The sequence below is a fragment of the Alkalilimnicola sp. S0819 genome (assembly GCF_009295635.1).
GTDB lineage: Bacteria > Pseudomonadota > Gammaproteobacteria > Nitrococcales > WHIW01 > S0819.
Genome location: NZ_WHIW01000001.1, coordinates 77,623 through 103,770 on the forward strand (window position 1 = coordinate 77,623; position 26,148 = coordinate 103,770).

A 26,148-nucleotide genomic window follows, 5' to 3' on the forward strand; every position below is an offset into this window, starting at 1 on the left:
GCCGTGGCGAGCTTCGACTACGATGTGCTGATCGTGGGCGGCGGGCTGGTGGGCAGCGCGCTCGCCTGTGCGCTGGCCGATACCCCCGCGCGCGTGGGGGTGATCGAAGCCGTGCCCCCCGGTGAGCCGGGCCAGCCCAGCTACGACGAGCGCAGCACCGCCATCGCCGCCTCCACCCAGCGCATCCTTCAGGCGCTGAGTCTCTGGCCGGCGCTGCGCGCCGAGGCCGCCCCGATTCGCTGCATTCACGTCTCCGAGCGCGGCCGCTTCGGGGTCACCCGCATGAACGCGGAGGAAGAGGGGCTGGAGGCCCTGGGCTGGGTGGTGAGCAACCGCGCCCTGGGTGCGGTGTTGCCGGCCCGCGCCGCGGCTGCCGACAACGTGGACTATTTATGCCCGGCGAGCCTGGAGGGTCTGCGCCAGGAGGCCTCGGGCGTGAGCGTCACCATCACCGAGGCCGGGGGCGAGCGCAGCCTGCGTGGCCGCCTGCTGGTGCTCGCCGACGGGGTTCGCTCCCGGGGGCGGGGGTTGCTGGGGGTGGCGGTGCGCGAAGACGCCTACGGGCAGGCAGCGGTGATCGCCAATATCACCCCGGAGCGGGATCACGCCGGCGTGGCCTACGAGCGCTTCGGCCCCGACGGGCCGCTCGCCCTGCTGCCGCTCACCGGCGGGCGTTGCGCGCTGATCTGGACGGTTCCGTCGGCCCGGCGCGAGACCGTGTTGGCCATGGACGACGAGGCCTTCCTGGCCGAAGTGCAGCAGCGCTTCGGGTTTCGGCTCGGGCGCTTGTTGCGGGCCGGCGAGCGGGCGGCCTATCCGCTTGCCCGGGTGCGCGCCGAGCACCTGACCGTGGAGCGTGCCGTATTGCTGGGAAATGCCGCGCACAGCCTGCACCCGGTGGCGGGGCAGGGTTTCAACCTCTCGCTGCGTGATGCCGCCTGCCTGGCCGAACTGGTCCACGAGGCGTTGGGCCGGGGCGAGGACCCGGGGCGCGCGGCGCTGCTGCACCGCTACGAGGACTTGCGACGGGCCGATTACCGAACGGTGGACGGCTTCACCCACGGACTGGTGCGCGGCTTCGGTCTGGGTCTGCCGGGGCTGGGCGCGTTGCGCGGCCTGGGGCTGGGGGGCATGGACCTGCTGCCGGGTGTGAAGCGCGATTTCGTCCGCCATGCCACGGGTCGGGCCGGAACTCTGCCGCGCCTGGCGGTGGGTTTGCCGCTGGGCAAGGGCTGAGGGGCGCCTCATGGAACGTTACGATTGCATCATTCACGGCGCCGGCATGGTGGGCCTGAGTCTCGCCTGCGCGCTGGCCGAAGGCGGCCTCAGCGTGGCCGTGCTGGAGGCCGCGCCGCTCCGGCGCTGGAGCCCCGAGGAAACGCCGCTGCGGGTCGCCGCCGTGAACCGCGCCTCCGAGCGGATGCTGCGTCGACTGGGTGTGTGGGAGGGCCTGGAGGCCGCCCGCGTCAGCCCCTTCCAAGGCATCAGCGCCTGGGACGGCGAGGGCGGCGGCGCGGTGCATTTCGACGCCCTGTCCCTGGGTGAGCCCCACATGGGGCACATCATCGAAAACCGCCTGACGCAGACGGTCCTGCACGACCGCTTCCTCTCGCTGCCCGGCGCGCGGCTGCTGGCTCCGGCGAGCCTCGCCGGCTTTCACCGCGAGGGCGATGAGATGCGATTGCGCCTGGAGGATGGCCGCCGGCTGTGCACCTCGCTGCTGGTGGGGGCGGACGGGGCCGGGTCCGCGGTGCGGAAGATCGCCGGCATGCCGCTGGAGCAGCGTGAGTACGGCCAGCGCGGCCTGGTCTGCGCGATCAGCACCGAGCAGCCCCACGGCGCGGTGGCCCGTCAGCGCTTTCTGTCCGGTGGCCCGCTGGCGCTGCTGCCGCTGGCCGATGGACGCTGCTCCATCGTCTGGTCCCTGCCCGAGGCCCGGGCCAAGGCGCTGCTGGCGGCGGACAAGAGTGACTTCCTGACCGAGCTGAACCGGGCCGCCCAGGGGCTGTTGGGGCAGGTGCTCGATTGCGGTGAGCGAGCGGCCTTCCCGCTACGCCGCCAGCACGCCCGGCAGTACGTGCAGCCGGGGCTCGCCCTGGTGGGTGATGCCGCTCACGTGATCCACCCGCTCGCCGGTCAGGGGGCGAACCTCGGCTGGCTGGATGCCGCCGCCCTGGCCCAGCTGGTGTTGGCGGCCGCCGCCGCCGGCAAGCCGCTGGGTGGGCACAGGCTGTTGCGCCGTTACGAGCGCTGGCGCAAGGGCGACAATCTGATGATGCAGAGCGCGATGGACGGCTTTCATTGGCTGTTCACCCAAAGCCCCGGCTGGCTGGCCGGCTTGCGTAGTCTGGGCATGGACCTGACGGACCGCCTGCCTCCCGCCAAGCGGCTGATCATGAGCCGGGCCATGGGGGAGGGCGGGGAACTGCCCCGGCTCTGCCAAAGCCATCCCATCGCCCGGTAGGAGGCGCCGGTTCTCTTGGTCTACCCTCCCCCGCAACGGTATAGTGCCGGCCATTCATCAGCCGCCTGCCCGCTCGTCTGCTCAAGCCGCCCTTCGTCCGCAAGGGCCAGGCCCTGATAGAACTTTCCTCGTAAACCAAGAAGGACGTACCCATGAGCGAAGTCCCCGGCGATCTGCGTTACGCGCCCACTCACGAGTGGTTGCGCCTGGAAGACGACGGCACCGTGCTGGTCGGTATCACCGACCATGCCCAGCAGGCGCTGGGGGATCTGGTGTTCGTGGAAACCCCTGAAGTGGGCAAGGAAGTCGAGGCCGGCGAAGCCTGCGCCGTGGTGGAATCGGTCAAGGCCGCCTCGGACATCTACGCCCCCGTGGCCGGCGAAATCATCGACACCAACGGCGGGCTCATCGAGGCCCCCGAACGGGTCAACGACGCCCCTTACGGGGATGGCTGGATCATGCGCATTCAGCCCAGCGACGCTGACCAGATCGAGGAACTGCTGGACGCGGACGGCTACGAGGCCGCAATCGCCGACGACGACGAGGAGTAAACGCGCCGGGCCAGTCCGGAGATCATTTCACGCCAGAGCGCGAGGCGAAAGAACCGGGGGCGAGGGCCATGGATTTCGCCAGGCGCTTGCTGGATTAAGGCTTCCACGCCCCCACCACGTATTTTTCCCGGCTGGATGATGTAAAGGCGGCGCGGGAGCTGGACTGGGTCTGGCGCCCCGCCGAGCGGGTCCGGGGCGACCGGCCTCGACCCCGACAATAACGACGAGGATGATGCGATGACGGCACTGATCAGCGGTTCCATGGCCTTTGACACCATCATGGTCTTTCGCGACCGCTTCAGTAATCACATCCTGCCCGAGCAGGTACAGATCCTGAACGTCTCCTTCATGGTCCCGGAGCTACGCAAGGAATTCGGCGGCTGCGCGGGCAACATCGCCTACAACCTCAAGCTGCTGGGCGAGATCGGCATTCCGCTGGCCACCGTGGGCGCGGACTTCGAGCCCTACGCCCAGTGGTTGGACCGCAAGGGCATTCCCACCGACCATATCAAGGTGGTCGACGACAGCTACACCGCCCAGGCCTTCATCACCACCGACGAAGCCGACAACCAGATTACCGCCTTCCACCCAGGCGCCATGTCCGAAGCGCACCAGGTGCGGGTGCCCACCGACGCCGGAGGGCGTGTGGGCATCGTCGCCCCCAACGGCCGCGACGGCATGGTCCAGCACGCCGAGCAGTTCGCGGCTGCCGGCATCCCCTTCATCTTCGATCCCGGCCAGGGGCTGCCCATGTTCGAGGGTGAAGAGCTGCTGCGCTTCGTGGAGCAGGCCCGCTGGGTAGCGGTGAACGACTACGAGTCACGCCTGCTGCAGGACCGTACCGGGCTCGCTCTGGAGGCGCTGGCCGAGCGGGTGGAGGCGCTGGTGGTGACCCTGGGCGGGGAGGGCTCGCGCATCCACACCGGTGGCCGGGTGCTGGAGATTCCGGCGGTCAAGCCTGCGGCCCTGGTGGATCCTACCGGCTGCGGCGACGCCTACCGCGCGGGCCTGCTTTACGGCCTGTTGAACGGCCTGGACTGGGAAATCACGGGCAGAGTGGCCTCGCTGATGGGCTCGATCAAGATCGAGCAGGCGGGCACCCAGAACCACGGCTTCACGCGGGATGGGTTCCGGATGCGCTTCCAGCAGGAGTTCGGGACGGAGATGTGATGTGGGCGGGGGTTGGCGGCATATGGCCGCGAACCCCCACGCCATCAATCGTTCAACGGGATCCCCGAAAACAGGGTGGAAAACACCTCGATGGACTGCACATCCGCCTCCAGGCGCAGATCCTCCACCATCACCGGGGTCAGCGGCACGCACTGCGCCGCGGTGGGGCGCAGCTCCGGCGGATCCTCCGCCGGTCGGTCGAGCTTGTAGCCCGGCTCCACCTTCTTGGTGAGCGCATTGGCCGCGTGCACCACCGAGACCATGGGGATGTGGTGGCGTGCCCGCTGCGGTTCGTGGTGCAGCCCGGTGGTGTCCTGGTACAGATCCGCCAGGCGCCAGTTTTTCACCAGCGCGCGGCCCACGTCGGCGTGGTCGTAGCCCAGCACCTCGCGCTCCACCTGGTACATTTGCAGCGGCCCTTCGGCGAAGCGCGCCATGATCTGTTCGGCCTGCTCCGGCGCGTAGCGATAGATCACCAACTTGCCGATGTCGTGGAGCAGCCCGGCGACGAACAACTGGTCCGGCTCGCCGATCTTCAGCCGCTTGCTCAGCAGCCGCGCCATGATTCCGCAGTAGATGCTGTGGTGCCAGAAATCGGCCATGTCCACCAGGTCGGACTTGAGCTTGGCGAAGCTGCTGGCCACCTCGGTGGCGAGGATCATGTCGTTCAGCGCCCGGGTGCCGAGGATGGTGATCGCCATGGGGATGGTGTTCACCTTGGAGGGCAGGCCGTAATAGGCGCTGTTCACCACCCGCAGCAGGCGCGCGGTGAGTGCCGGCTCATGGGCGATGACCTTGCCGATGTCCGCCGCGCCGTAGCGGGGATCGTCGAGCATTTCGGTGATGCGGTGATAGGCCCGCGGAAGGCTGACCAATTGATTGGCCTTGCGCGCCAGTTGTTCGGCTGTCATGGGCACTCTCGATCTGCGATCTCTTGGGAGACACTGATCAATTCCCTTAGGGAATTGATCAGTGTCTCCCAAGGCATGCTAGCGGATTTTTTCCGCCCCCGCACCGTACGCAGTCGTGCTTTCCCCGCCCTCCAACACGGCTGGTGTATCATCGGAGCCATAGTCGAAAACCGGAAACCAGCAAGGCGATATGCACGTCGATCCGCACACGGGCCTGATTCAGGGGGCCCGCCAGAACCCCTCACCCAACTGCGACGCGCGGCCCGAGGGCACGCTCATCGATATGTTGGTGATCCACAATATCAGCCTGCCCCCGGGGCAGTTCGGCGGGCCCTGGATCGATGCGCTGTTCACCAACACCCTGGATCCCGGCGCCCACCCCTTCTTCTCCGAGATCTTCGAGCTGCGGGTATCGAGCCATGCGCTGATACGACGTGATGGCGCACTGATCCAGTACGTGCCGCTGCACAAGCGCGCCTGGCACGCGGGCAAGTCCTGCTTCCAGGGGCGCGAGCGTTGCAACGATTTCTCCATCGGCATCGAACTGGAAGGCGCCGATGAGACCCCCTATACCGATGCCCAATACCGACGGCTCGCCAGGCTCACCGCGGCGTTGCGTACCGTCTATCCGGCGATCACGGCGGATCGCATCGTCGGGCACAGCGACATCGCCCCCGGGCGCAAGACCGACCCGGGCCCCGCCTTTGACTGGGCGCGCTATCTGGGCGCGCTGGAGGAGCACCGCTCATGCGTTTGATTGCTGTTCTGCTGGCCTGGTGGGCCGGCCGCTACTACAACTTGCTGGGCCCGTGGCGGGATACGGACTGGTTCCACCGCTACGGCGATGCACTGCGCCGACGCCTTTCAGCGGCGGTGTGGGACGGCTGGCTGGGGCTGGCGGCCCTGCTGGCGCCGCTGCTGCTGCTCACCGCCTTTCTACAGCATGTGCTGCCCGGCCCCCTGTTGCTGCTGGCGGGAGTGGCCGTGCTGCTCTATGCCCAGGGGCAGGTGCGCCTGGACGAGGTGAGCCGGCGTTATCTGCGCGCCGAGCAGCACGAACAGCCCGAAGGTCAGCGCGCGGCGCTGGCGGAACTGGGGAGCACGCCCCCGGCTGGCGGCGAACCCCGTGCCCTGTGCCGGGATTTTGTCGCCGCCATGTTCTGGCATGCCTATCGCTATGCCTACGCGCCGGTGTTCTGGTATCTGCTGCTGGGGCCCTTTGGTGTGGTGCTGCAGTACGGGCTGGTGCTGACCCAGCGCTATGCCGAGCGTTACGAAGGGCATCAGCAGGGGCTGCGCCGCGCGGCCGGCGTGGCACTGTATTGGGTGGACTGGCTGCCGGTGCGGCTGTGTGCGCTGGCGCTGGCCTTGGCGGGCGATTTCGGCCGGGCGCTGCAGGGCTGGCGCCAGGGCGGCGCGCCCGGTGCGGTGGAGCACGCGGCGCGGCTGGGTGAAGTAGGATTGGGCGCGTTGGGCGGGCTCTCCCCCGAGACACCGGTGGCGCAGAGTCTGTACGACGCGCGCGCCTTGATCACCCGCGGCGTGACGGTGTGGCTGGGGGTGGTGGCCCTGTTGGTCATCACCGGGTGGTGGGCTTGATGAGCCCTCTTCCCCGGTAGGAGCGATCACATAAAAGGTGCATCGCGGGCAAGGGGAAAACCAGCAATCCTTATTCGGCGATCCGGGCAGCATGGGAACGCGGGCCTGAACGCCGATGGCGGCCGCCGTGTCCGGGTGGGCCTTGGGGGTTCCAAGTCTTGGCCCCGGCTCCTCGAGCCTGGGTGGCTGCTTCTCGATCCAGGGTGAAACAAAGAGAGACCACGTTATCGCTTCGCGACATCGCGACATTGCGAGCGCATATCTCCCCGCTTTCAGGGGGGGCTTGCGCCGACAGATGGAGTTCCGGGGTGGGTACGGTCTGGGGCGGACGTCGATGCAGCCGAGCATCGCAGCCGGAAAGGGAAAAGCGGGTTGCCTGTTTGAGCGAAGCGAGTTTGCAACCCGCCCCTTTCCGGCGAGAAGCGCAGGGAAGCCCGGCGTAGCCGGGCCAAATCGTGGGCCGCCCCAGACCGTACCCACCCCGGAACCGGCACCAGTGTCACAAGCCTCATCACAGGGCCGGCTCCCTATGCCACCGTTTTCCCGCTAACGCGCGATGCACCACAAAAAAACCCGGCGCCAGGGCCGGGTTTTTCTTCGTGGGTTCGGAGCTTCGCCTCAGTTATAGGCCACGCTGGGCAGCCAGGTCACCAGGGCCGGGAACAGCGCCACCAGCAGCAGCCCGGTCAGCTGGATGAGGATGAACGGCGTCACACCCTTGTAGATGTCCGTCACCTTGACCTCGGGCGGGCACACCCCCTTCACGTAAAACAGCGCGAAGCCTACCGGCGGGGTAAGGAAAGAAGTCTGCAGGCAGATGGCGAACATGATCGTGAACCAGGCCAGGTTGAAGCCCAGGCTCTCGATCACCGGCGCGACCAGCGGCAGCACGATCAGGGTGATCTCCACCCAGTCCAGGAAAAATCCCAGCAGGAACACCGCGAACAGGATCACGGCCAGCACGCCGTAGGGGCCGAAGGGCAGGCCCAGCAGGGCGTCCTCGATCACCGTGTCGCCGCCTACGCCGCGCAACACCACCGCGAACATGGTCGCGCCCAGGAAGATGGCGAAGATGAACACGCTGGTGCGCGTGGTCTGCTCCACGCTCTCCTTGAGCACCTTCAGGTTCAGTCGCCGGTTGATCAGCGCCAGCAGGGTGGCGCCGGCCGCGCCCACGCCGGAGGCTTCCGTGGGGGTGGCGATGCCGAAGAAGATCGAGCCCAGCACGGCGAGGATCAGGCCGGCGGTGGGCAGGATGGCGAGGCACAGATCCAGAATGGTGCGCCAGGTGATCTTCTCGTCCTTCGCGCCCGGGGGCACCGGCGCCATGTGCGGCTTGAACCAGGCGAGCAGCAGCACGTAGGCGATGTACATCACGCCCAGCATCAGCGCCGGCAGCATCGCGCCCATGAACAGGTCGCCCACGGAGGTGCCGGGGCGGGCCAGGCGGTCGGCCATCAGCACCAGCATGATGCTGGGCGGCATCAGGATGCCCAGGCAGCCCACCGAGCAGGAGGTGCCCACGGCCAGCGCCTTGTTGTACTTGGCGTCCATCATCACCGGGATGGACATCATGCCCAGCAGCACCACGGAGGCGCCGACGATGCCGGTGGTGGCCGAGAGCAGCATGCCCATGACGATCACGGTGACCGCGTAGCCGCCGCGCACGCCGCGGAAGAGCTTCACCATGTTGCGCATCAGCAGTTCGGCGACGCCGGACTTGTCCAGCATGATGCCCATGAAGATGAACATGGGTAGCGCCACCAGGGTGTCGCTGCTTACCGTGGGCCAGAAACGCTCGGGGGCGAGCGCCATGGAGCTGTTCCAGGTGTACCAGATGTCGGCGTTGAAGGTTTCTACCGCCAGGTGGCCGATAACGCCCCAGATGACCGCGGTGCCGGCCAGCACCCAGGCGACGGGGAAGCCACTCATCAGCAGTACGCCAAAGGTGGCGAACATGCCGATCACGAAAATCGTTTCAAGTTCCACGGGTTAAAACTCCGGATGACGCGAGTCCGTTCAGGGTTGTTGCTGCCGCCCCGACTAGGGCAGCTTGTCGGCGCCGCGGGGCTTGGGAAAGCCGAACAGCAGGGCGGTGACCTTGAGCAGCCGCGAGAGGGCGCCCACCGCGATCAGCACCATGGAAGCGGTCATGACGAACTTCAGGAACCAGCGGTAGGGCAGGCCCGAAGGCGCCTGGGAGCGCTCGGAGAGCACGAAGGAGCCCCAGGACCAGGTTGAGGCGTAGTACACCACCACGCCCAGAAACGGCAGCAACAGGAAGACGATGCCGAACAGCTCGATCCAGCCTTGGGTGCGGGGGGAGAGCCGTTCGTGGAACACGTCGACTCGCACGTGCTGGTCGTAGACCAGGGTGTAGGCCATGCCCAGCAGCCAGACGAAGCTGCTGATGTGCCAGCCCAGTTCTTCCATCGCGATCGAGCCCGCGCCGAAGGCGTAGCGGGAGATCACGCTGGTGAGAATGACCGCCACCACCGCCAGCCACAGCCACGAGGCCCAGCTGCCGATGATGATCAGAATCTTGTCCAGCACTCGCGAGAGGCTGGTGGAGGGGAAGCCCGCGGCGGGAGGGCCATCCATGTCCTGCAACCCTGCCGGGTGCTCATGACCTGCGTGGATATTATGCTCGGACATTGGATGGGTCTCCTCCCGCCTCGGTATTTCAGCTCAACTGTTCAGGGTTCCGATCGGAATCAGTCCTGGTACAGCTCGTTGGGCAGGTAGCCCAGCTGGAAGTAACGCTCGTACTTCTTGGCGTAGTCCTGCTGGCTCTCGTACACGCGCTTGAAATCGGCGTCCTTGGAAGCCTCTTCCGCCAGCACCTCGTTGCTGAGGTCCTGCAGCTCCTTCAGCACGCTCAGCGGCAGCTGCTCGGCGTTGACGCCCTTGTCCTTGAAGCCGGCGACCACGTCCGGGTTCAACCACTCGCCTTCGTTCAGGCCCTGCAGGGTAGCGGCCTGGCAGGTGGTCTGAATCATCGCCTTCTGGGCATCGCTGGCACTGTTCCACTTATCCTTGTTGACCAGGATGTACTGGGCGGTGAAGGTCTGATGCCAACCCGGGTACAGGTTGTTCTTCACGACCTTGTCGAAGCCCAGCAGCTGGTCGATGACCGGCAGGGAGAATTCGGTGGCGTCGATGGTGCGCTTCTCCAGCGCCTGGAACAGCTCGCCGCCCGGCATCATGGTGACGGAGGCGCCCAGCTTCTCCAGCACCTTGCCGCCCAGGCCGGCGAAGCGGATCTTCAGGCCCTTGTAGTCGTCCAGGGACTTGATGGGCTCACGGTACCAGCCGGCGGTTTCCGGGCCGATGATGCCGCAGAGGTTGGCATACACGTTGTAGCCCTTGTTGGCGTACACGTCCTGCAGCATTTCATGGCCGCCGCCCTCGTAGTACCAGGCGGTGAAGGCCCAGGGCTTCAGGCCGAAGGGCACGGCGGCGAACAGCGGCACGGCCGGCACCTTGCCCTGGTCGTAGCCGATCCAGCTGTAACCGGCTTCTACCTTGCCTTCGCTGACGGCTTCCAGGATCTCGAAGGGCGGCACGATCTTGCCGGGCTCGGAGACGCGGATCTGGATCTCGCCGCCGCTCATCTCCTTGAGACGGTCCGCGGTCCAGGCGGCCGGGCTGCCCAGAGCGGGCAGGTTGGACGAGAAGGTCATCGGCATGCGCCAGCGCAGGCGGTCGGCGGAGGCCTCGGTGACAGCGCCCAGCAGCAGGGCGCTGCCTACGGCGGCGGCAACCAGCGGTTTGCTCATCATGCTTTTCTTCATTGGGGGGTTCCTCTCCTCACTCTCGCGGTAAAAACGTCAGGTTTGACGCATACGAAAACGATGCAGCCGTGGCATGGATGGATTTCGTCTTGTCTGGACACATGCACGGATCGGCTGCTTGTCATTTTTCCATCGGCAAGACGCGGCTTGCCTGTCCAATCGCTATGTGCCCGGCGAGGGTTGGGCTGGGCGCTGCGGTTGTAGTTGTTATATACGTGTGCTGCAGGCCGAATTTCACGATACCCCGCTCGCGCCGCGTCATGCAAGGGGTTGCCGGGGGGTGATCGGCGATTCCCCCCGATCTTCCACCCGAGCCCGGCTTGCTCAGCGCTCATTTCCCGTCTTGCTCCCGCGCCCCGGCGCTCCCAGGTGCGCCTGGGCTTCCTCGCCACTCTCGAAGATATGGGGGGAAAGCCCGCGGGTGCGCAAGGATTCGCCAAGCTTCATGCGCAGGAAAGCGCTGGTGGTGTAGCGGGTGATATCGGCGTAGTAGCGCGCCACCAGGTGGCTCACCATATCGGCGTAGTCGGCCACCAGGTCGGGGCGGATGGTGAAATTGTCGTAGTTGACGATGGCCCGCACCTTGCGCCCCAGCGGCCGTACCACGGCTTCCACCGCCTGGCGGGTGCGCTCTATGTCGGCTCGCTCGCGGATGGCGTAGGCCTCGAAGTTGATGAACAGCAGGTTCTGCTCGGCGTCATAGATCAGCCGGCTCTCCAGCGGCACCTCCAGCAGCTGCTGGTCCAGGCCCATGGCCTCGGGGCGGAAGATGCGCGCGTCCATGGGTCTGGGCGGCTCGTCCATGATCGGCTCGAAGGCCATGTGGGCGAGCACGTCCCGGTGCAGATCCACCCCGGGGGCGATCTCGCGCAGGTGCAGGCCGCGCTCGTCCAGCTCGAACACCGCCCGCTCGGTGATGTAGAGCACCGGCTGGCCCAGGGCTGCGGCCCGCTGGCCGCTGAAGCTCACCTGCTCGACCTGGGCGAGGAACTTGCCGAGTTGCTCGCCCTCGCCGATGTGCAGCGCGCCGTCGCTCACCGTGAGCGGGCATTTGCCGGCGCAGAAGGTGCCGAGGAACACCAGCCGCTTGGCGTTCTGGCTGATGTTGATGAAGCCGCCGGCACCGGCGAGACGCGGGCCGAAGCGGCTGACATTCACATTGCCCCGGGCATCCGCCTGGGCCATGCCGAGAAAGGCGATGTCCAGCCCGCCGCCGTCGTAGAAGTCGAACTGGCTGGGCTGGTCGATGAGCGCGGCGATGTTGCTGCCCGCCCCGAAGTTAAGCCCCCCGGCGGGCAGGCCGCCGATCAGGCCCGGTTCGGCGGTCAGCGTCACGTACTCCAGAATCCGCTCCTCGTTGGCCACATTGGCGACCCCTTCGGGCATACCGATGCCGAGGTTCACCACCGCGTTGGGGCGCAGCTCGAAGGCGGCGCGCCGGGCGATCACCTTGCGGGCAGTCAGCTCCATGGGGGCGAGCGAGGTCATGGGCACGCGGATCTCGCTGCTGAAGGCCGGGTTGTAGGCCTCGGCGAAGGTCTGCCAATGGTTCTCCGGGCGCCCGAGCACCACGCAGTCCACCAGGCTGCCGGGGATCTTCACCGCGCGCGGGTCCAGGGTGCCGCGCTCGGCCATGCGCTCCACCTGCACGATGACGATGCCGCCGGAGTTGCGGGCCGCGGTGGCCAGCGCCAGGTTCTCCAGCACCAGGGCCTCGCGCTCCATGGTGATGTTGCCGTCCGGGTCGGCGGTGGTGCCGCGCAGGATCGCCACCTGGATGGGGAAGGCCTTGTAGAGCAGGTACGGCTCGCCGTCGATCTCCAGCCGCTCCACCAGATCGCGGGTGGTGCGGGCGTTGAGCTTGCCGCCGCCGTTCAACGGGTCCACGAAGGTGTCCAGGCCGACGCGTGTGAGGGTGCCCGGCTTGTGGGCGGCGATGTCGCGAAACAGATGGCTGATGCAGCCCTGGGGCAGGTTCCAGGCCTCGATCTTCTCGTCGTTGGCGAGTTTCTGCAGCCCCGGCACCAGGCCCCAGTGGCCGCCGATCACCCGGCCCACCAGGCCCTCGTGGGCCAGATGGTTCAGGCCCCGGGTCTTGCCATCGCCCTGGCCGGCGGCATAGACCAGGCCCAGATCGCGCGGCGCGCCCTCATCCAGGAAGCGCTGCTCCAGGGCGATGGCCACTTCTTCGGCGAAGCCGATGCCGACGAAGCCACCGGTGGCCACCGTGTCGCCATCGCGGATCAGGCGGACGGCCTCGGCGGCGCTGACCAGCTTGTTGGGTCGCACATTGGCCTGGGCCGGCTGCTGGAAAAGGGGGTGTTTCTGCTGAACGGGGTTTTTCGCGCTCATGGCTTTTATTGTTCTCCGGGGTTGAACTGTGCGCCGTGCCTGGTGGATGATGCGTGAAGCACGCATCCAAAGGCCAGGCGCGCGCGCCTACCGCATAACTATAACCATACAGGCTGCGTGTTCAGGGGCGAAAAAGAAAAACAAGCGTTTCCCGCTGGAGGCTTCCATGCGACGTGTCTGCTCTACCGTACTGGCCGCGGCTACCCTGCTGTGCGCCACTTCCGCTGCTGCGCAACTGTCCGATAACGAGGTCCGGGTGGGCCTGCTCACGGATCTTCACGGCATTTATTCCGACATCGCCGGCCAGGGCGCGGTCATCGCCGCCGAAATGGCCATCGAGGATTTCCGCGAGCAATACCCGAAGCTGGGCGCGAAGGTGCGCCTGATTGTTCGCGACCACCAAAGCGACGGCAAGGTGGCCGCCCGTCTGGGCCGGAAGCTGGTGGAGGAAGGCGTGGACGTGTTCGCCGAAATGGTGAGTTCCTCCACCGCCTTGCCGCTGCAGAAGATCGCCCACGAGCACAATGTGGTGGCGCTGCACAGCGGGGCGGCCTCCTCGGATCTGACCGGCAAGCACTGCTCGCCACTGGGTGTGCACTGGGCCTACGACACCTATGCGTTGGCCGGGGGCACCGGCCAGGCCATGGTGCGCGAGGGCAAGGACCGCTGGTTCTTCCTCACCGCCGACTATGCCTTCGGCCACAGCCTGGAGCGGGATACCGGGGCGGTGGTGGAGAGTGCCGGTGGCGCGGTGCTTGGCGCCGTCCGCCACCCCTTCAAGGGCGATGACTTCGGCCCCTACCTGCGCCAGGCCCGCGCATCCGGTGCTCAGGTGGTGGCGCTGGCCAATGCCGGCGGTGACACCATGAACGCCGTGCGCCAGGCCTACGAGCTGGGGCTCGCCCACACCGGCCAGGATCTGGCCGCGCTGCTGATGTTCATCACCGATGTGCGCCGGCTTGGGCTGTATGTGGCCGGCGGGTTGAAGCTCACCACCGGCTTTTACTGGAATTATGACGAACAGACCCGCGCCTGGTCCGAGCGCTTCTACGCCCGCGCCGGCGCCATGCCTACCATGGTGCAAGCCAGCGTGTACTCATCGCTGATGCATTACCTGAAGGCTGTGCAGGCCCTGGGAAGTGATGACGGTCGCGCGGTGGTGGCGAAGATGAAGGAGCTGCCGGTGAGCGACTTCTTCTCCCGCAACGCCTATCTGCGCGCCGACGGCCGCATGATCCACGATATGTACCTGGTGGAGGTGAAGAAGCCGTCGGAATCCCAGCGGGCCTGGGATTATCTGAAGGTGATCGCCGTGACCCCGGGTGAGGATGCCTTCCGGCCGATGGAAGAGGGTGGGTGCCCGCATATTTGAAGAGGGCGTTCAGGGTAAGGAAATCGCGGCTCTTGGCCGCGATCTCTTGCTCTCCGAAATCACCCGGCCTGGGGCCGCATCGCCGCCTCACAAGGCAGGCTGTGCCGTTCCCGTTGTGGCCCATCCAGTCGCACCGCGGTCAACTGCCCGCCCCACAGGCACCCGGTATCCAGCGCCAGAATCCCCGGTCTATCCACGTACCCCAGGGTGGACCAGTGGCCGAACACGATCGTCCCATCCTCGCGCCTGTGCGCCCGCCCGGGCGCTTCGAACCAGGGCATCAGGCCTTCCGGCTGGCTCCCGGGCGCGCCCTTGTGTCGCAATGCCAGCCGCCCATGGGCATCGCAGTAACGCATGCGGGTGAAGGCATTGACGATCAAGCGCTGCCGCTCGTGGCCGGTCAGGTCCTCCGACCATTGGTCCGGCTCGTTGCCGTAGAGCTTGGCCATCAGCGTGGGGAAAGCCTCGCCCCGCAGAACCTGCTCGACTTCCGTCGCGCAGGCGCTGGCGGTGGCCAGGTCCCAGGCCGGCAGCAGCCCGGCGTGGGTGAGCACCGCCCCGAGTTCGGCGTCGTGGTGCAGCAGCGGCCTCCCGCGCAGCCAGTGCATCAACTCATCGCAATCGGGGGCGTCCAGCACCTGGCTGAGGCTGTCCCCGCGCTTCAGACGCGCATGGCCGGACCAGACGGCGAGCAGGTGCAGGTCGTGGTTGCCCAGCACCACCGTGGCCCGTTCGCCCAGATCGCGCACGAAGCGCAGGGTGGCGAGGGAGTCCGGGCCGCGGTTGACCAGATCGCCGGTGAACCAGAGCTCATCGCGTTGGGGCGAGTACCGGAGTTGCTCCAGCAGCGCCCGCAGCGAGCGGTAGCAGCCCTGTATGTCGCCTATGGCATATATGGCCACGACAGCCTCGTTCGCCCGATTCAGTGCAAGGTTCTGGGTACGGCCAGGGTGAAGGCGGGGATGGGGGCCTGGAAATCCCGGCCATCCTCCGCCTGCAGGGTATAGCTGCCGCGCATGCTGCCCAGGGGGCTGTCCAGCACGGCGCCGCTGGTGTAGCGGTACACCGCGCCCGGCGACAGCCAGGGCTGCTCGCCCACCACGCCCTCGCCACGCACTTCCTGCTCGCGGCCGTCACCGTCGGCGATGATCCAGTGCCGGCTGACCAGTCGCGCCCCCAGGCTGCCCGTGTTGGTGATGGTCACGGTGTAGGCGAACACATAGCGGTCGTCCTCTGGACGGGACTGCTCCTCCAGATAGCTGGGTTCCACCTGTACCCGGATACTGTATTTGGTGTCCTCGCTCATGGAGTCAAGCGTCGCCGCTCAGCCGGCCGCCTGGCGGTCGGACAGCAGGCGGGCGGCCTTGTCCTCCAGGGCCCGGAGCAGATTGTCGTAGGAATCCACGAAGGCCTGGATGCCGTCGCGCTCCAGTGTCTCGGTGATCGCCGCCAAGTCCACCCCGTAACCGCGCAGGGTCGCCAGAATGCGGGCCGGCTCGTCCAGATCCTCGGCCAGGCGCGCGGCGGGTTCGCCGTGATCGCGGTAGGCCTCGTAAGTGGCCGGGGGCACGGTGTTTACCGTGTGCTCACCGATCAGCTCTTCCACATACAGCACATCGCTGTAGGCCGGGTTCTTGGTGCCGGTGCTGGCCCAGAGCAGGCGCTGCAGCTGCGCGCCGGCGGCCTCCAGCGCCTCCCAGCGCTCGCCGCTGAAGGCCTGCTGGAAGTGGCGATAGGCCGCACGGGCATTGGCGATGGCCGCGCGGCCCTGGAAATCCTGCACGCCCAGTTCATCCAGCGCCTTGTCTACCGCGCTGTCCACGCGGCTGACGAAGAAGCTCGCCACCGAGGCGATGTGCGCCAGCGGCTTGCCGGCGGCATGCCGTGCTTCCAGGCCGCGCAGCCAGGCTTCCACCACTTCCTCGTAGCGGCTCACGGCGAAGAGCAGGGTGACGTTCACGCTGATGCCTTCGCGGGTCAGCGCCTCGATGGCCTCCAGGCCCTCGGTGGTGGCGGGCACCTTGATCATCACATTGGGGCGGTCGATCCAGGCATGCAGGCGCAGGCCCTCGGCCACGGTGCCGGCGGCATCGCGCGCCAGGCGCGGCGAGACTTCGATGCTGATGAAGCCGTCGCGCCCGGCGCTTGCCTCGTGCACGCCGCGCAGCTCATCGGCGCCGGCGCGAATGTCCTCCACCGCCAGGTGGTTGAACAGCGCCTCGCTGTCCCAGCTGGGGTTGGCGCGCACGGCGCTGGCAATGGCTTCGTCGTAAGCCGCGCTGCCGGTGATGGCCTTCTCGAAGATCGTCGGGTTGGAGGTGACGCCCTTGAGGCCGTCGCGCTCGATCATTTCGGCGAGCAGGCCCGCGCGGAGCATATCGCGGTGGATATTGTCGAACCAGATGCTCTGGCCGAATTCGCCGAGTTTCTTCAAGGGGTTAGCAGTGCTCATGGGGTATCTCTGCCTGGTGGCTTGGGGCATGAAAGAGGCGTGCATTGTACCCGTTGCGCGCCGTGGCATGAACCCGATGCAAGTCGCAATTCGGGCTGTCGCTGTTTGGAGACTCTTGAAAAGCCTTGGGAACTTTGGTGTTCTTGCCGTTTACGCAACAAGAACAAGGCCTTGGGAGGTTTTCCATGTTGCAGCGCAAGCCGCGATTTCGCCGGCCGGACCCGCTCGCCGCCCTGACGGTGGTGGTGGCCGTGGCCACGGCGGTGACCCTGTTGATGCCGCATATCTGAGCGGTATCCGGAAGATTCGGGAGATGGCGGCCAAGAGCCGCTCCTGCAGTGGCGGGCATGGCGCCGGCCTGCAGGAGCGGCTCTTGGCCGCGATTGTCTTTGCTGCCCGGAGCTCGACCCGGTTTAAGCCTTCCCCCTCCCGCCCCTACCCTATAAAGTACCTGCCCATCCGCATTCGATAATCCAAGGGAGTATTCGCCATGGCCAGAGGCGTGAACAAAGTCATCCTGATCGGCAACCTGGGCGTGGACCCGGAAACCCGATACATGCCCTCCGGCTCGGCCGTGACCAACATCCGCATCGCGACCTCGGAGAGCTGGCGCGACAAGCAGACCGGCGAGCAGCAGGAGCGTACCGAGTGGCACACGGTGGTGTTCTTCAACAAGCTGGCCGAAATCGCCGGCGAGTACCTGCGCAAGGGCTCCAAGGTCTACGTGGAAGGCAGCCTGCGCACCCGCAAGTGGCAGGGCAAGGACGGCCAGGACCGTTACAGCACCGAGATCGTCGCCAACGAAATGCAGATGCTCGATTCCCGCGGCGGCGGCTCCGCCCCCATGGGTGGCGGCGGCCAGAGCCGGCCCCAGCAGCAGTCGGGTGGCTATGACGACGCCCCGCGCCAGCAGCCCGCCCCCGCCCAGAACGCGCCGGAGCCGGATTTCGACGACGACATTCCGTTCTGACGGACGCCCCCTCTTCCTGCAGGGGCGGCCATGGGCCGCTCCTGCCGGGAGGCGGAGGGATCTACCGCCGTTGATCCCTCGGCGATAATCCCGGGCCATCCCGCCCACAACAACACCACAAAGGATTACCCATGGACGGGTACCCCCGCATCCTGCACCACGGCGCCGCCGAGGGCGTCACCGGCAGCTGCCACCGGCTGCAGATCGCCGCCGACCGGGCCCTGCTCATCGACTGCGGCCTGTTCCAGGGCGCCGAGGCCGGCGGGCAGGACACCCTCAGCCGCCACCGCATCGACTTTCCCCTCGATGACCTGCTCGCGCTCATCGTCACCCACGTGCACATCGACCACGTGGGGCGCCTGCCGTACCTGCTGGCCGCCGGCTACCAGGGGCCGATTCTCTGCTCCCGCCCCTCCGCCGAGCTGCTGCCGCTGGTCATCGAGGATGCCCTGAAAGTGGGCTTTACCCGGGATGCGCGGCTGATCCAGCGCTTTCTCGCCGAGGTGGGCGAGCGCCTGCTGCCGCTGGACTACAAGCAATGGCACACCCTGGTGGATGATGCCCGCCAGCGGGTGCGAGTCCGCCTGCAGCGCGCCGGCCATATCCTGGGCTCGGCCTATGTGGAAATCGACGTGCAGGACCATGAGCGGGGTGGCGAGCGGCGCATCGTCTTCTCGGGGGATCTGGGCGCACCCCATGCGCCGCTGCTGCCGGCGCCGAAATCCCCGCAGCGGGCCGACGTGGTGGTGCTGGAGAGCACCTACGGTGATCGCCGCCACGAGGGCCGGGCCGAACGTCGCGAGCGGCTGCGCGGCGCCATCGACCGGGCGCTGACCGATCAGGGCACGGTCATCATTCCCGCCTTCAGCATAGGGCGCACCCAGGAGCTGCTCTACGAGCTGGAAGGGCTGATCCACCGGGCGCGCGAGCCGCGCTGGCAGGGTCTGGAGATCATCGTCGACTCCCCCTTGGCCGCGCGCTTCACCGACTCCTATCGCCGCCTCAAGCCGTACTGGGACGCCGAGGCCCACGCCCGGGTGCGCTCCGGGCGGCACCCCTTAAGCTTCGACAACCTCTATACCGTGGACAGCCACGCCGAGCATCTGCAGACCGTGGATTACCTGGCCCGCACCGGGCGGCCGGCCGTGGTGCTGGCGGCGAGCGGCATGGCCGCCGGGGGGCGGGTGGTGAATTATCTCAAAGCCATGCTGGAAGACCCGCGCCATGCGGTGTTGTTCGTCGGCTACCAGGCTGCCGGCACGCCGGGGCGGGATATTCAGCGCTACGGGCCGAGCGGGGGCTGGGTGGTGTTGGATGGGCGGCGGTATGAGATTCGCGCTCGGGTGGAGAGCTTGTCGGGATATTCGGCCCACGCCGATCAGAAGGATCTGCTGAACTTCATCGGCCGCATGGGCCATCGTCCGGAGGAGGTTCGGCTGATTCATGGTGATGTCCCCGCCCAGCGCACCCTGCAGGCCGAGCTGCAGCGCCAGGCGCGGGCCCGGGGCGAACCGCTACGGGTTACCCGCGCGGAAGATCACATGGCGTGACGCGCGGCCGCCACCGGTCCGTATCAAAAACCCAAGAACAGCATGTCCAAAGCGGCGGAAATTTCCCCCTGTTCTTCAGCAAGACTACCAACGCCAGAACGCAATTCGCCCCCCGGTACCGCAGCCATGTACTGTGTCGCCATAACGAACTCCCGGCCTTGGATGCTAAACACGGGGTTCAGCCGCTGGGCAGGGGACGGTGCGGAGGCTCTGGGCAAAAGTGGCACCACAACCCGGGTGTTCAGACCACTGAGCAGGTCAGACTGAACGTCCAGCAGGTAGCCGGCGCCCCCCTCGTTCTCGAAGATGTCGAAACGGGCCATCAGAACTGACGGTGCCGCGCGAGCGGCAAGCCGTTCGCTTCCACGTAGGCGTTTGAGCTTGCCACAGCCTGGGCGTTTTCTTTCAGCCATCTCTCCTGCTTGTATCGCTTCACAGCCTCCGCGATCCCCGCCTCGGCGGCCCGTGAGACGTTGATTCCCAAAGCCTTTGCCTCTTTGAGAAGAGCGTTGTCCAGCGATAGATTCGTTGGCCTGCGGGAGGGTCTGGTGATTTCAGCAGTGTACATGGGCATGATCTCGCGCGGAGTGATGCGCCGATTATATGCGCATGTCCGGTGGGCATCAATTGCGCTTAAAAGGAGCGTTGAGCCGCGCCTGCCGGGCATGCCGCTCCCGCTCCGCAGTGTTGTCGCTTTGCCTCCCACTCCTGTAGCGCTAAAGTAGCCGCCAACATCCGCCGCCACACCGCCGCAGGAGCCCCCATGCAGTTCGTCGACTTGGCCGCCCAGCAAGCCCTGATCCGCGAGGATCTGGACCGGCGCATCAAGCGGGTGCTGGACCATGGCCAGTACATTATGGGCCCCGAGGTCGCGGAGCTGGAAGAAACCTTGGCCGAGTACGTCGGCGTGCCCCACGCGATCTCCTGCTCCTCGGGCACCGACGCGTTGATCCTGCCCCTGCTCGCCCGCGGTATCGGGCCGGGGGATGCGGTGTTCACCACGCCATTCACCTTCATGGCTACCGCCGAGGTTATCTCGCTGCTGGGGGCCACGCCCATATTCGTCGATATCGAGCCCGACACCTTCAATATTGACCCGACGCAGCTGCAGGCCGCCATTCAGGCGGTGCGCGAGGGTGATGCCAGCTTTTACCCCGTGCCCCAGAAGATCCTTGACCAGGGGCTCACCCCCAAGGCGGTGATTGCCGTGGATCTGTTCGGCCTGCCTGCCGACTACGAACGCATCGAGCCCCTGTGCCAAGCGGAAGGCTTGATGCTCATTGAAGACGCCGCCCAGTCCTTCGGTGGTGCCATCGGCGAGCGCCGGGTAGGCAGCTTTGGCGATGCCGCGGCTACCAGCTTCTTCCCCGCCAAGCCCTTCGGCGGTTACGGCGATGGCGGCATGGTGTTCACCGCCGACGCAGAACTGGCCGAAGTCATGCGCTCCCTGCGGGTGCACGGCCAAGGCGCGGATCGCTACGACAATGTGCGCATTGGGCTGAACGCGCGGCTGGATACGCTGCAGGCGGCGGTGTTGCTGGCGAAGTGGAGCTTGTTCGCGGACGAGGTGGCGTTACGTCAGGAAAACGCCGGCCGCTACACGGCCCTGATCAAGGAGCAGCTGCCCCAAGTGGTTACGCCGACGCTGCCGGCCCGCTATGTGTCGGGGTGGGCGCAGTATACGCTGCGCTTTGTGCAGGGGCGGGATCAGCGCAAAGCGGCACTGGATGCGATAGGGGTGCCCAGCGCTATTTATTACCCGATTCCGCTATCGCTGCAGGCGGCTTATGCTGGTCTGGGGTATCGTCCGGGTAGTTTGCCGGATGCGGAGCGCATCGCAGAGCAGGTGCTCAGTCTGCCATTCGGCCCTTATATCCAGGAGGTGGATCAGCAGCAGGTTATCGCCGCCCTTGCGTGATCAGTGTCTCCCTGGGTTGCGCGGCCGAGGCGGTTCGGGGCTTGGCTGGCCTCGGCGCAGTGATGTTTAACACCATGACAAGCCCGATCGCTCCGCATTGGCGGCACCCGTCTCTCCCCACTGCGCTTGATTCTTGTTAACCTGCGCACCGGATTTGGACGCCGGCGCGCCCGGCCCTTGGGTATCACCGAAGTATGCTGGGCTGCCAGTCCGCCGTCCGGGAAGTCGAACAGCCAGCCGCAACGGGAATAGAAGCTGTATGTCCTCCTCTCAACTCTCCGGTGCCAGTCTTCCCACCGAGGCCGGTGCTTTGCCAGATAACTGGAACGACAACGAGATCAGCCTGTTTGATCTGTGGGAAGTACTGGTTTGTCGTCGTTGGTGGATCATTGGCGCGTTGGTCGTTGTGCTATTGGCCGCCGGTGCCTATCTCTTTCTTGTGCCGCCTGTCTACGAGAGTCGGAGCGTCGTACAGCTGTCCAAGGTGGCTGGCGTGCCGGTGGTTACACTCGAAGTCACCGCTATGGGGCTGCGCGAAGGTTACAAAGTTGGCGACCCCGACCGTCCTAGGCCATATCTGGAAAGCGTGTCCAAGGACGAAAGCGGCGGTGATGCCTTGGTGATCACGGCGTTGGGTCAATCACCCGACGAGGCGCAGGCGTACTTGGCCATGGTGGCGAGAAAGCTGCTGGAGGCACAAGAGCAGCAGTTCGGCTCGGTCCTTCAAATTCAGCGCGCGGCCTTCAATAGGGTGGAATCCCAGCTTTCAATGCTCAAGCAGCTATTGGCTGCCCATCAGGTGGCGGTTGTCGCCGACGGAGCGGACGAAGCGCTCCGAGCATTGCTGGTGCTGCAAAGCGCGGGGCTGCAGGCTAGCCTGCAGTCTCTTGAAGAGCGCCGCGCGGAGCTCGCCTTGTCCCTGTCGCGTCAATCCACCTACTCGGCGTCGATAATCCGTGAACCGACGCTGCCCGTGCGGCCCGTGCGGCCACAGCCGGTGTTGGTTCTTCTGATTGCCCTGGGCCTGGGGGGGGCGCTGGGCGTGTCCATTGCCTTGTTCGTGGAGTTTCTGCAAAAAGCGCGTCTGCGTAGCGCTGCCCGTGCCGCCGAAGGGGCCGGGGGCAGGCAATGACGCGAGGCATCTCCATGCCTTGCCGCCGCGTCCGATAGCTTGAAGCCGATGATACTGTGAAGCTTGTGTGAGTGCTGTTGAATGAAGAAAGTACTGGTTACCGGCGCCGACGGTTTTATCGGCTCTCATCTTACCGAGCTGCTTGTCGATGAGGGTTATCAGGTCAAGGCCCTCTCTCAGTATAATTCCTTCAACTACTGGGGTTGGTTGGAGGATGCCCAATGCCTGAAGGACATCGAAGTGCTGACGGGCGATGTCCGCGATCCCCATTATTGCCGGCATATCACCAAGGATGTCGATCTGGTTTTCCACCTGGCGGCGTTGATCGCAATACCCTATTCCTATGTGGCGCCCGACAGCTATGTAGATGCCAACATCAAGGGAACGCTCAACATCTGCCAGGCCGCGCTGGATAATGGTGTCGAGCGGGTCATTCACACCTCCACCAGCGAGGTGTACGGCACGGCACAGTATGTGCCGATCGACGAGGCGCATCCGCTCCAGCCCCAGTCTCCCTACAGCGCTTCGAAAATAGCCGCCGACGCCATGGCGATGAGTTACTACAACGCCTTCGGTCTTCCGTTGACGGTGGCGCGGCCCTTCAACACCTACGGCCCGCGCCAGTCGGCACGTGCCGTGATTCCGACGATCATTGCCCAGATCGCCAGCGGCAAGAAGCAGATCCAGCTTGGCGATGTCTCCCCGACCCGCGACTTCAATTACGTGGAGGACACCTGCCGGGGGTTTCTGGCGCTCGCGCGTTGCGAGCAGGCGATAGGGCGGACCGTCAATATAGCTTCCAACTACGAGATTTCCGTAGGGGATACGCTGGAAATAATCCGAGAGCTTATGCGCAGCGACGTGGAGTTCGTGACCGATTCCCAGCGCCTGCGGCCGGGCAAGTCCGAGGTGTTCCGGCTGTGGGGCGACAATCGGTTGATCCGGGAGTTGGCCGGGTTCGAGCCCAGATACGACATTCGTGCCGGCCTGCAGAAAACCATCGACTGGTTCGTCCAGCCGGCGAACCTGGCCAAGTATAAAGCCGACATTTACAACGTCTGAGCGATGCCATGTTCAAGCCGCTGATACGCTTCGTCCGCGAGCAATTCCAGACGCAGGAATTCATTCCCTTGCACGCCCCGGTGTTTGCAGGGAAAGAGCGCGATTACGTGCTTGAAACGATCGACTCCACCTTTGTCTCCAGCGTCGGCGCCTATGTCGATCGGTTCGAGCGGGAGATGGCCGCCTACACGCGTAGCCCGTCCGCGGTTGCGACCGTCAATGGCACCGCCGCACTTCACGTGGCCTTGCGCCTGGCGGGGGTCGGCCCGGACGATCTGGTGCTGACCCAGCCGCTGACCTTTGTCGCCAGCTGCAATGCCATCCGGTATTGCGGTGCTGAGCCGGTGTTCGTGGATGTCGATCGTCATACGCTGGGGCTCTCGCCGGTCGCGCTGGAAGCCTGGCTCACGGAGCATGCCTTCCTCGACGATGAAGGCCGGTGTCGGCTCAAGGCCGATCGGCGGGCAGTCAAGGCCTGTTTGCCGATGCACACGTTTGGCCACCCGGTGGATCTCGATGGCGTCTTGGCCGTCTGCCAACGGTGGGGGCTGGTCCTGGTCGAGGACGCGGCTGAGTCCTTGGGCAGCCACTACAAGGGCCGTCATACCGGTACGGTGGGGCAGCTGGGGGCCCTGAGCTTCAATGGCAACAAGATCATCACGACCGGGGGCGGGGGTATGCTGCTGGCGGATGAGCATCTCGGCCGCCGTGCCAAGCACCTGACGACCACCGCGAAACAGCCCCACCCCTACGAATACGTGCATGACGAGCTTGCGTACAATTACCGCTTGCCGAATCTCAATGCCGCCATGGGCTGCGCGCAGCTTGAACAGCTGGAAACCTTCGTCGACGCCAAGCGGCGCCTTGCCGCCGATTATCAGGCGGAGCTGGCGACCAGCCCCGTGCAATTCATTCGCGAGCCGGAGGGCTGTCGCAGCAATTACTGGCTGAACGCGGTGTTGTGCGAAGACCACCAGCAGCGTGATGCCTTGCTGCAGGCGACCAATGAGGCCGGCATCATGACGCGCCCGATCTGGCGGCTGATGAACCGTTTGCCGATGTACGCCGGTTGTCTGCGGGGCGATCTGGCCAATGCACAGTGGCTGGAGGCGCGGGTGGTGAATCTGCCGAGCAGCGTGCCGCCCAACGAGGCGCGCACTTGAGCAAGAGGGCGCGAGTAGTCGTTCTGGGTGCGGGCGGGCACGCCCGTGTCCTGGTCGACGCCTTGGCATGCGCAGGGCGAGAGGTTGCCGGGGCGCTGGATCCTGCCATGGCGATGGGCGTCACCCCCCACGGCCTGGAAATACTGGGTGCCGATGATTGGCTGGAGAACGCTGGCCCTGACGATGTGCAACTGGTCAATGGCCTGGGGGCAAATCCGGATACCGGCTTGCGCCGCGCAGTTTATGAAAAGTGGACGCGGCGGGGCTTCAGTTTTACCGAAGTACGCCATCCTGGCGCCTTGGTGGCTCGCTCTGCCCGACTGGGCGCCGGTGCCCAGATCATGGCGGGGGCCGTGGTGCAGGCGGCGGCCTCCCTGGCGGACAACGTGGTGATCAATACCGGCGCCATTATCGAGCATGATGCCAGCTTGGGGGCTCATGTGTTCGTGGCGCCCGGTGCGATACTCTGTGGCGCCGTGGACCTGGGTGAGGGGGTGTTTATCGGCGCGGGGGCGGTCGTGCTGCCGGGCCGGACGGTGGGCCCGGGCGCCATGGTGGCCGCGGGTGCCATAGTCAACCGGGACGTTGCCGCGGGGCGGCGGGTGTACGGCTCTCCCGCCCGCGAGCGCACGGGCACGGCGTCCCCTTCCACGCAGCCGAAGTCACTATGACCCCCGGTCCTAACGTCGAAATGCGTCGCGGAAACTGTCGATGAGCGGTTTGGGATCGGCGGCAAATCGGTTGTCGGGCGGGCGAGCGCGGGCACGCCGGATGCCTGCCAGGAGGGCGCGGCCAGCGACGCTGCCGTGTACAGAAGTTTTATGAGAGGCAACAAGGCGGCTTTTTTCACGGTTGTGTACCCGGGAATGGGGGCCTTCCTCCCGGACTTTCTGGCTTCTCTCGGACGGCAAAGCTACCGGCGCTTTGATCTGGTCGTTTTCGACGATGGGCTGCCCGATGCCGAAGAGATTCTGAGCGCTGCGCCCCCCGGCCTGGCGATCACGCTGAAGCCCGCCTCCGGGACACCCGCCGAGATTCGTGAAGCGGGTATCCGCTATCTGCTGGCGCAGGGTTACCAAGCGGCCATCTTTGGTGACAGTGACGATTATTTTTCGCCCGAGCGGGTAGAAGCATCCCTGGATGGGCTGGGTACGTCAGATGTGGTGGTGAACGAGCTGACCCTGGTGGATGAGCAGGGGGAGGACGAGCTTGCACGCCACTATCTGTCACGGCGACTGGTAGATGGCCAGCAGATCGATCGGCGATTCATCGAAGACAAGAACCTCTTCGGTCTCTCCAACACGGCGGTCGCGCTGCGGCGCTTGGCCGGGCTATCTGTACCGAACGAGGTCGTCGCGGCTGACTGGTATATCTATTATTGGCTTCTTTTCCATGGCGCAGCAGCCCGTTACACCGCCGGGGCGGTAACGTATTACCGGCAGCACGGATCGAACATCGCCAGTCTGGCTGGCGATAGCCCCGGCGACTACGCCCATGGCGTACGTGTGAAACATCTGCACTACCGGCATGTGGCGCGCTTCGATGAGACGATGGCGGCTTTCGATCACTCTTTCGATGAACTCCACAACCGTCTTCCAGGGAATCCCGATTATCTGGCCGAAAGGCATCATAGAGCCAAGGTTTCGAAGGGCAGGGATCCCTTGTGGTGGGAGTGGATAAGGTAAGGA

At 65.9% G+C, this 26,148-nt stretch carries 25 protein-coding genes; 15 read left to right on the plus strand and 10 right to left on the minus strand.

Annotated features, from left to right (window positions below; all coding sequences use genetic code 11):
- Positions 1-3 precede the first annotated feature (3 nt).
- The 4 genes from ubiH to GBG68_RS00440 all read left to right on the plus strand — a co-directional run bounded on the left by ubiH (position 4) and on the right by GBG68_RS00440 (position 4,185).
- Positions 4-1,236, plus strand: a complete 1,233-nt coding sequence (ubiH, locus tag GBG68_RS00425; RefSeq protein WP_152143967.1) for a 2-octaprenyl-6-methoxyphenyl hydroxylase — start codon at positions 4-6, stop codon at positions 1,234-1,236.
- 10 nt (positions 1,237-1,246) lie between these two features.
- The gene (locus GBG68_RS00430; RefSeq protein WP_152143969.1) at positions 1,247-2,464 is read left to right on the plus strand and encodes a UbiH/UbiF/VisC/COQ6 family ubiquinone biosynthesis hydroxylase; all 1,218 of its coding nucleotides are present in this window, start codon (positions 1,247-1,249) and stop codon (positions 2,462-2,464) included.
- Between the two features lie 152 nt (positions 2,465-2,616).
- A complete protein-coding gene (gene gcvH, locus GBG68_RS00435; RefSeq protein ID WP_152143971.1) occupies positions 2,617-3,015 on the plus strand; it encodes a glycine cleavage system protein GcvH in 399 nt (132 codons plus the stop codon).
- Between the two features lie 237 nt (positions 3,016-3,252).
- Positions 3,253-4,185, plus strand: a complete 933-nt coding sequence (locus tag GBG68_RS00440) for a carbohydrate kinase family protein (protein WP_152143973.1) — start codon at positions 3,253-3,255, stop codon at positions 4,183-4,185.
- A gap of 44 nt (positions 4,186-4,229) precedes the next feature.
- Here GBG68_RS00440 and GBG68_RS00445 read toward each other — a convergent pair whose 3' ends face one another.
- Positions 4,230-5,096: an HDOD domain-containing protein gene (locus GBG68_RS00445; RefSeq protein WP_152143975.1), complete on the minus strand. Its 867-nt coding sequence runs from the start codon at positions 5,094-5,096 to the stop codon at positions 4,230-4,232.
- Between the two features lie 190 nt (positions 5,097-5,286).
- Here GBG68_RS00445 and ampD point away from each other — a divergent pair, with 190 nt between their 5' ends.
- Complete coding sequence (gene ampD, locus GBG68_RS00450; RefSeq protein WP_152143977.1) at positions 5,287-5,853, plus strand: 1,6-anhydro-N-acetylmuramyl-L-alanine amidase AmpD; 567 nt, start codon at positions 5,287-5,289, stop codon at positions 5,851-5,853.
- Complete coding sequence (gene ampE, locus GBG68_RS00455; RefSeq protein WP_152143979.1) at positions 5,844-6,695, plus strand: regulatory signaling modulator protein AmpE; 852 nt, start codon at positions 5,844-5,846, stop codon at positions 6,693-6,695. Before ampD ends, ampE begins: the two co-directional genes overlap by 10 nt.
- 618 nt (positions 6,696-7,313) lie before the next feature.
- Here ampE and GBG68_RS00460 read toward each other — a convergent pair.
- The 4 genes from GBG68_RS00460 to GBG68_RS00475 all read right to left on the minus strand — a co-directional run bounded on the left by GBG68_RS00460 (position 7,314) and on the right by GBG68_RS00475 (position 12,841).
- Entirely contained in the window at positions 7,314-8,684 is a 1,371-nt protein-coding gene (locus GBG68_RS00460; protein WP_152143981.1) for a TRAP transporter large permease, read from the minus strand.
- Between the two features lie 54 nt (positions 8,685-8,738).
- Positions 8,739-9,350 carry a TRAP transporter small permease subunit gene (locus GBG68_RS00465; protein ID WP_152143983.1) on the minus strand — a complete coding sequence of 204 codons (612 nt, stop codon included), beginning with the start codon at positions 9,348-9,350 and terminating at the stop codon, positions 8,739-8,741.
- A 59-nt stretch (positions 9,351-9,409) separates the two neighbouring features.
- Positions 9,410-10,489: a TRAP transporter substrate-binding protein gene (locus GBG68_RS00470; RefSeq protein ID WP_152143985.1), complete on the minus strand. Its 1,080-nt coding sequence runs from the start codon at positions 10,487-10,489 to the stop codon at positions 9,410-9,412.
- A gap of 324 nt (positions 10,490-10,813) precedes the next feature.
- Positions 10,814-12,841 carry an acyl CoA:acetate/3-ketoacid CoA transferase gene (locus GBG68_RS00475; protein ID WP_152143987.1) on the minus strand — a complete coding sequence of 676 codons (2,028 nt, stop codon included), beginning with the start codon at positions 12,839-12,841 and terminating at the stop codon, positions 10,814-10,816.
- Positions 12,842-13,007: 166 nt separating this feature from the next.
- On the opposite strand from GBG68_RS00475, the gene GBG68_RS00480 reads away from it, so the two are divergent.
- Entirely contained in the window at positions 13,008-14,213 is a 1,206-nt protein-coding gene (locus tag GBG68_RS00480; protein ID WP_152143989.1) for an ABC transporter substrate-binding protein, read from the plus strand.
- A 59-nt stretch (positions 14,214-14,272) separates the two neighbouring features.
- Here GBG68_RS00480 and GBG68_RS00485 read toward each other — a convergent pair whose 3' ends face one another.
- The 3 genes from GBG68_RS00485 to tal are packed head-to-tail and all read right to left on the minus strand — an operon-like array spanning position 14,273 to position 16,665.
- Positions 14,273-15,115, minus strand: a complete 843-nt coding sequence (locus tag GBG68_RS00485; RefSeq protein ID WP_152143991.1) for a symmetrical bis(5'-nucleosyl)-tetraphosphatase — start codon at positions 15,113-15,115, stop codon at positions 14,273-14,275.
- A gap of 20 nt (positions 15,116-15,135) precedes the next feature.
- Complete coding sequence (gene apaG, locus GBG68_RS00490) at positions 15,136-15,519, minus strand: Co2+/Mg2+ efflux protein ApaG (protein WP_152143993.1); 384 nt, start codon at positions 15,517-15,519, stop codon at positions 15,136-15,138.
- A gap of 18 nt (positions 15,520-15,537) precedes the next feature.
- Positions 15,538-16,665: a transaldolase gene (tal, locus tag GBG68_RS00495; protein ID WP_152143995.1), complete on the minus strand. Its 1,128-nt coding sequence runs from the start codon at positions 16,663-16,665 to the stop codon at positions 15,538-15,540.
- Between the two features lie 490 nt (positions 16,666-17,155).
- On the opposite strand from tal, the gene ssb reads away from it, so the two are divergent.
- Entirely contained in the window at positions 17,156-17,635 is a 480-nt protein-coding gene (gene ssb / locus GBG68_RS00500) for a single-stranded DNA-binding protein (RefSeq protein WP_152143997.1), read from the plus strand.
- 131 nt (positions 17,636-17,766) lie between these two features.
- The gene (locus GBG68_RS00505; RefSeq protein WP_152144000.1) at positions 17,767-19,185 is read left to right on the plus strand and encodes an MBL fold metallo-hydrolase RNA specificity domain-containing protein; all 1,419 of its coding nucleotides are present in this window, start codon (positions 17,767-17,769) and stop codon (positions 19,183-19,185) included.
- A 23-nt stretch (positions 19,186-19,208) separates the two neighbouring features.
- Here GBG68_RS00505 and GBG68_RS00510 read toward each other — a convergent pair whose 3' ends face one another.
- Positions 19,209-19,508 carry a CcdB family protein gene (locus GBG68_RS00510; RefSeq protein ID WP_152144002.1) on the minus strand — a complete coding sequence of 100 codons (300 nt, stop codon included), beginning with the start codon at positions 19,506-19,508 and terminating at the stop codon, positions 19,209-19,211.
- Positions 19,508-19,753 carry a type II toxin-antitoxin system CcdA family antitoxin gene (locus tag GBG68_RS00515; RefSeq protein ID WP_152144004.1) on the minus strand — a complete coding sequence of 82 codons (246 nt, stop codon included), beginning with the start codon at positions 19,751-19,753 and terminating at the stop codon, positions 19,508-19,510. The genes GBG68_RS00510 and GBG68_RS00515 overlap by 1 nt, the downstream gene beginning before the upstream one ends.
- 195 nt (positions 19,754-19,948) lie before the next feature.
- Here GBG68_RS00515 and GBG68_RS00520 point away from each other — a divergent pair, with 195 nt between their 5' ends.
- The 6 genes from GBG68_RS00520 to GBG68_RS00545 all read left to right on the plus strand — a co-directional run bounded on the left by GBG68_RS00520 (position 19,949) and on the right by GBG68_RS00545 (position 26,145).
- Positions 19,949-21,103, plus strand: a complete 1,155-nt coding sequence (locus GBG68_RS00520; RefSeq protein WP_152144006.1) for a DegT/DnrJ/EryC1/StrS family aminotransferase — start codon at positions 19,949-19,951, stop codon at positions 21,101-21,103.
- 259 nt (positions 21,104-21,362) lie between these two features.
- Positions 21,363-22,235: a Wzz/FepE/Etk N-terminal domain-containing protein gene (locus GBG68_RS00525; protein WP_152144008.1), complete on the plus strand. Its 873-nt coding sequence runs from the start codon at positions 21,363-21,365 to the stop codon at positions 22,233-22,235.
- Positions 22,236-22,316: 81 nt separating this feature from the next.
- Positions 22,317-23,297 (plus strand): NAD-dependent 4,6-dehydratase LegB, encoded by a 981-nt coding sequence (locus GBG68_RS00530; RefSeq protein ID WP_152144010.1) that lies wholly within the window; start codon positions 22,317-22,319, stop codon positions 23,295-23,297.
- Positions 23,298-23,305: 8 nt separating this feature from the next.
- The gene (locus GBG68_RS00535; RefSeq protein ID WP_152144012.1) at positions 23,306-24,460 is read left to right on the plus strand and encodes a LegC family aminotransferase; all 1,155 of its coding nucleotides are present in this window, start codon (positions 23,306-23,308) and stop codon (positions 24,458-24,460) included.
- A complete protein-coding gene (locus GBG68_RS00540) occupies positions 24,397-25,131 on the plus strand; it encodes an acetyltransferase (RefSeq protein ID WP_413463299.1) in 735 nt (244 codons plus the stop codon). The genes GBG68_RS00535 and GBG68_RS00540 overlap by 64 nt, the downstream gene beginning before the upstream one ends.
- Before the next feature lie 150 nt (positions 25,132-25,281).
- Positions 25,282-26,145, plus strand: coding sequence for a glycosyltransferase (locus GBG68_RS00545; RefSeq protein ID WP_152144016.1), 864 nt, complete (start codon positions 25,282-25,284; stop codon positions 26,143-26,145).
- The last annotated feature ends 3 nt before the right edge of the window (positions 26,146-26,148 follow it).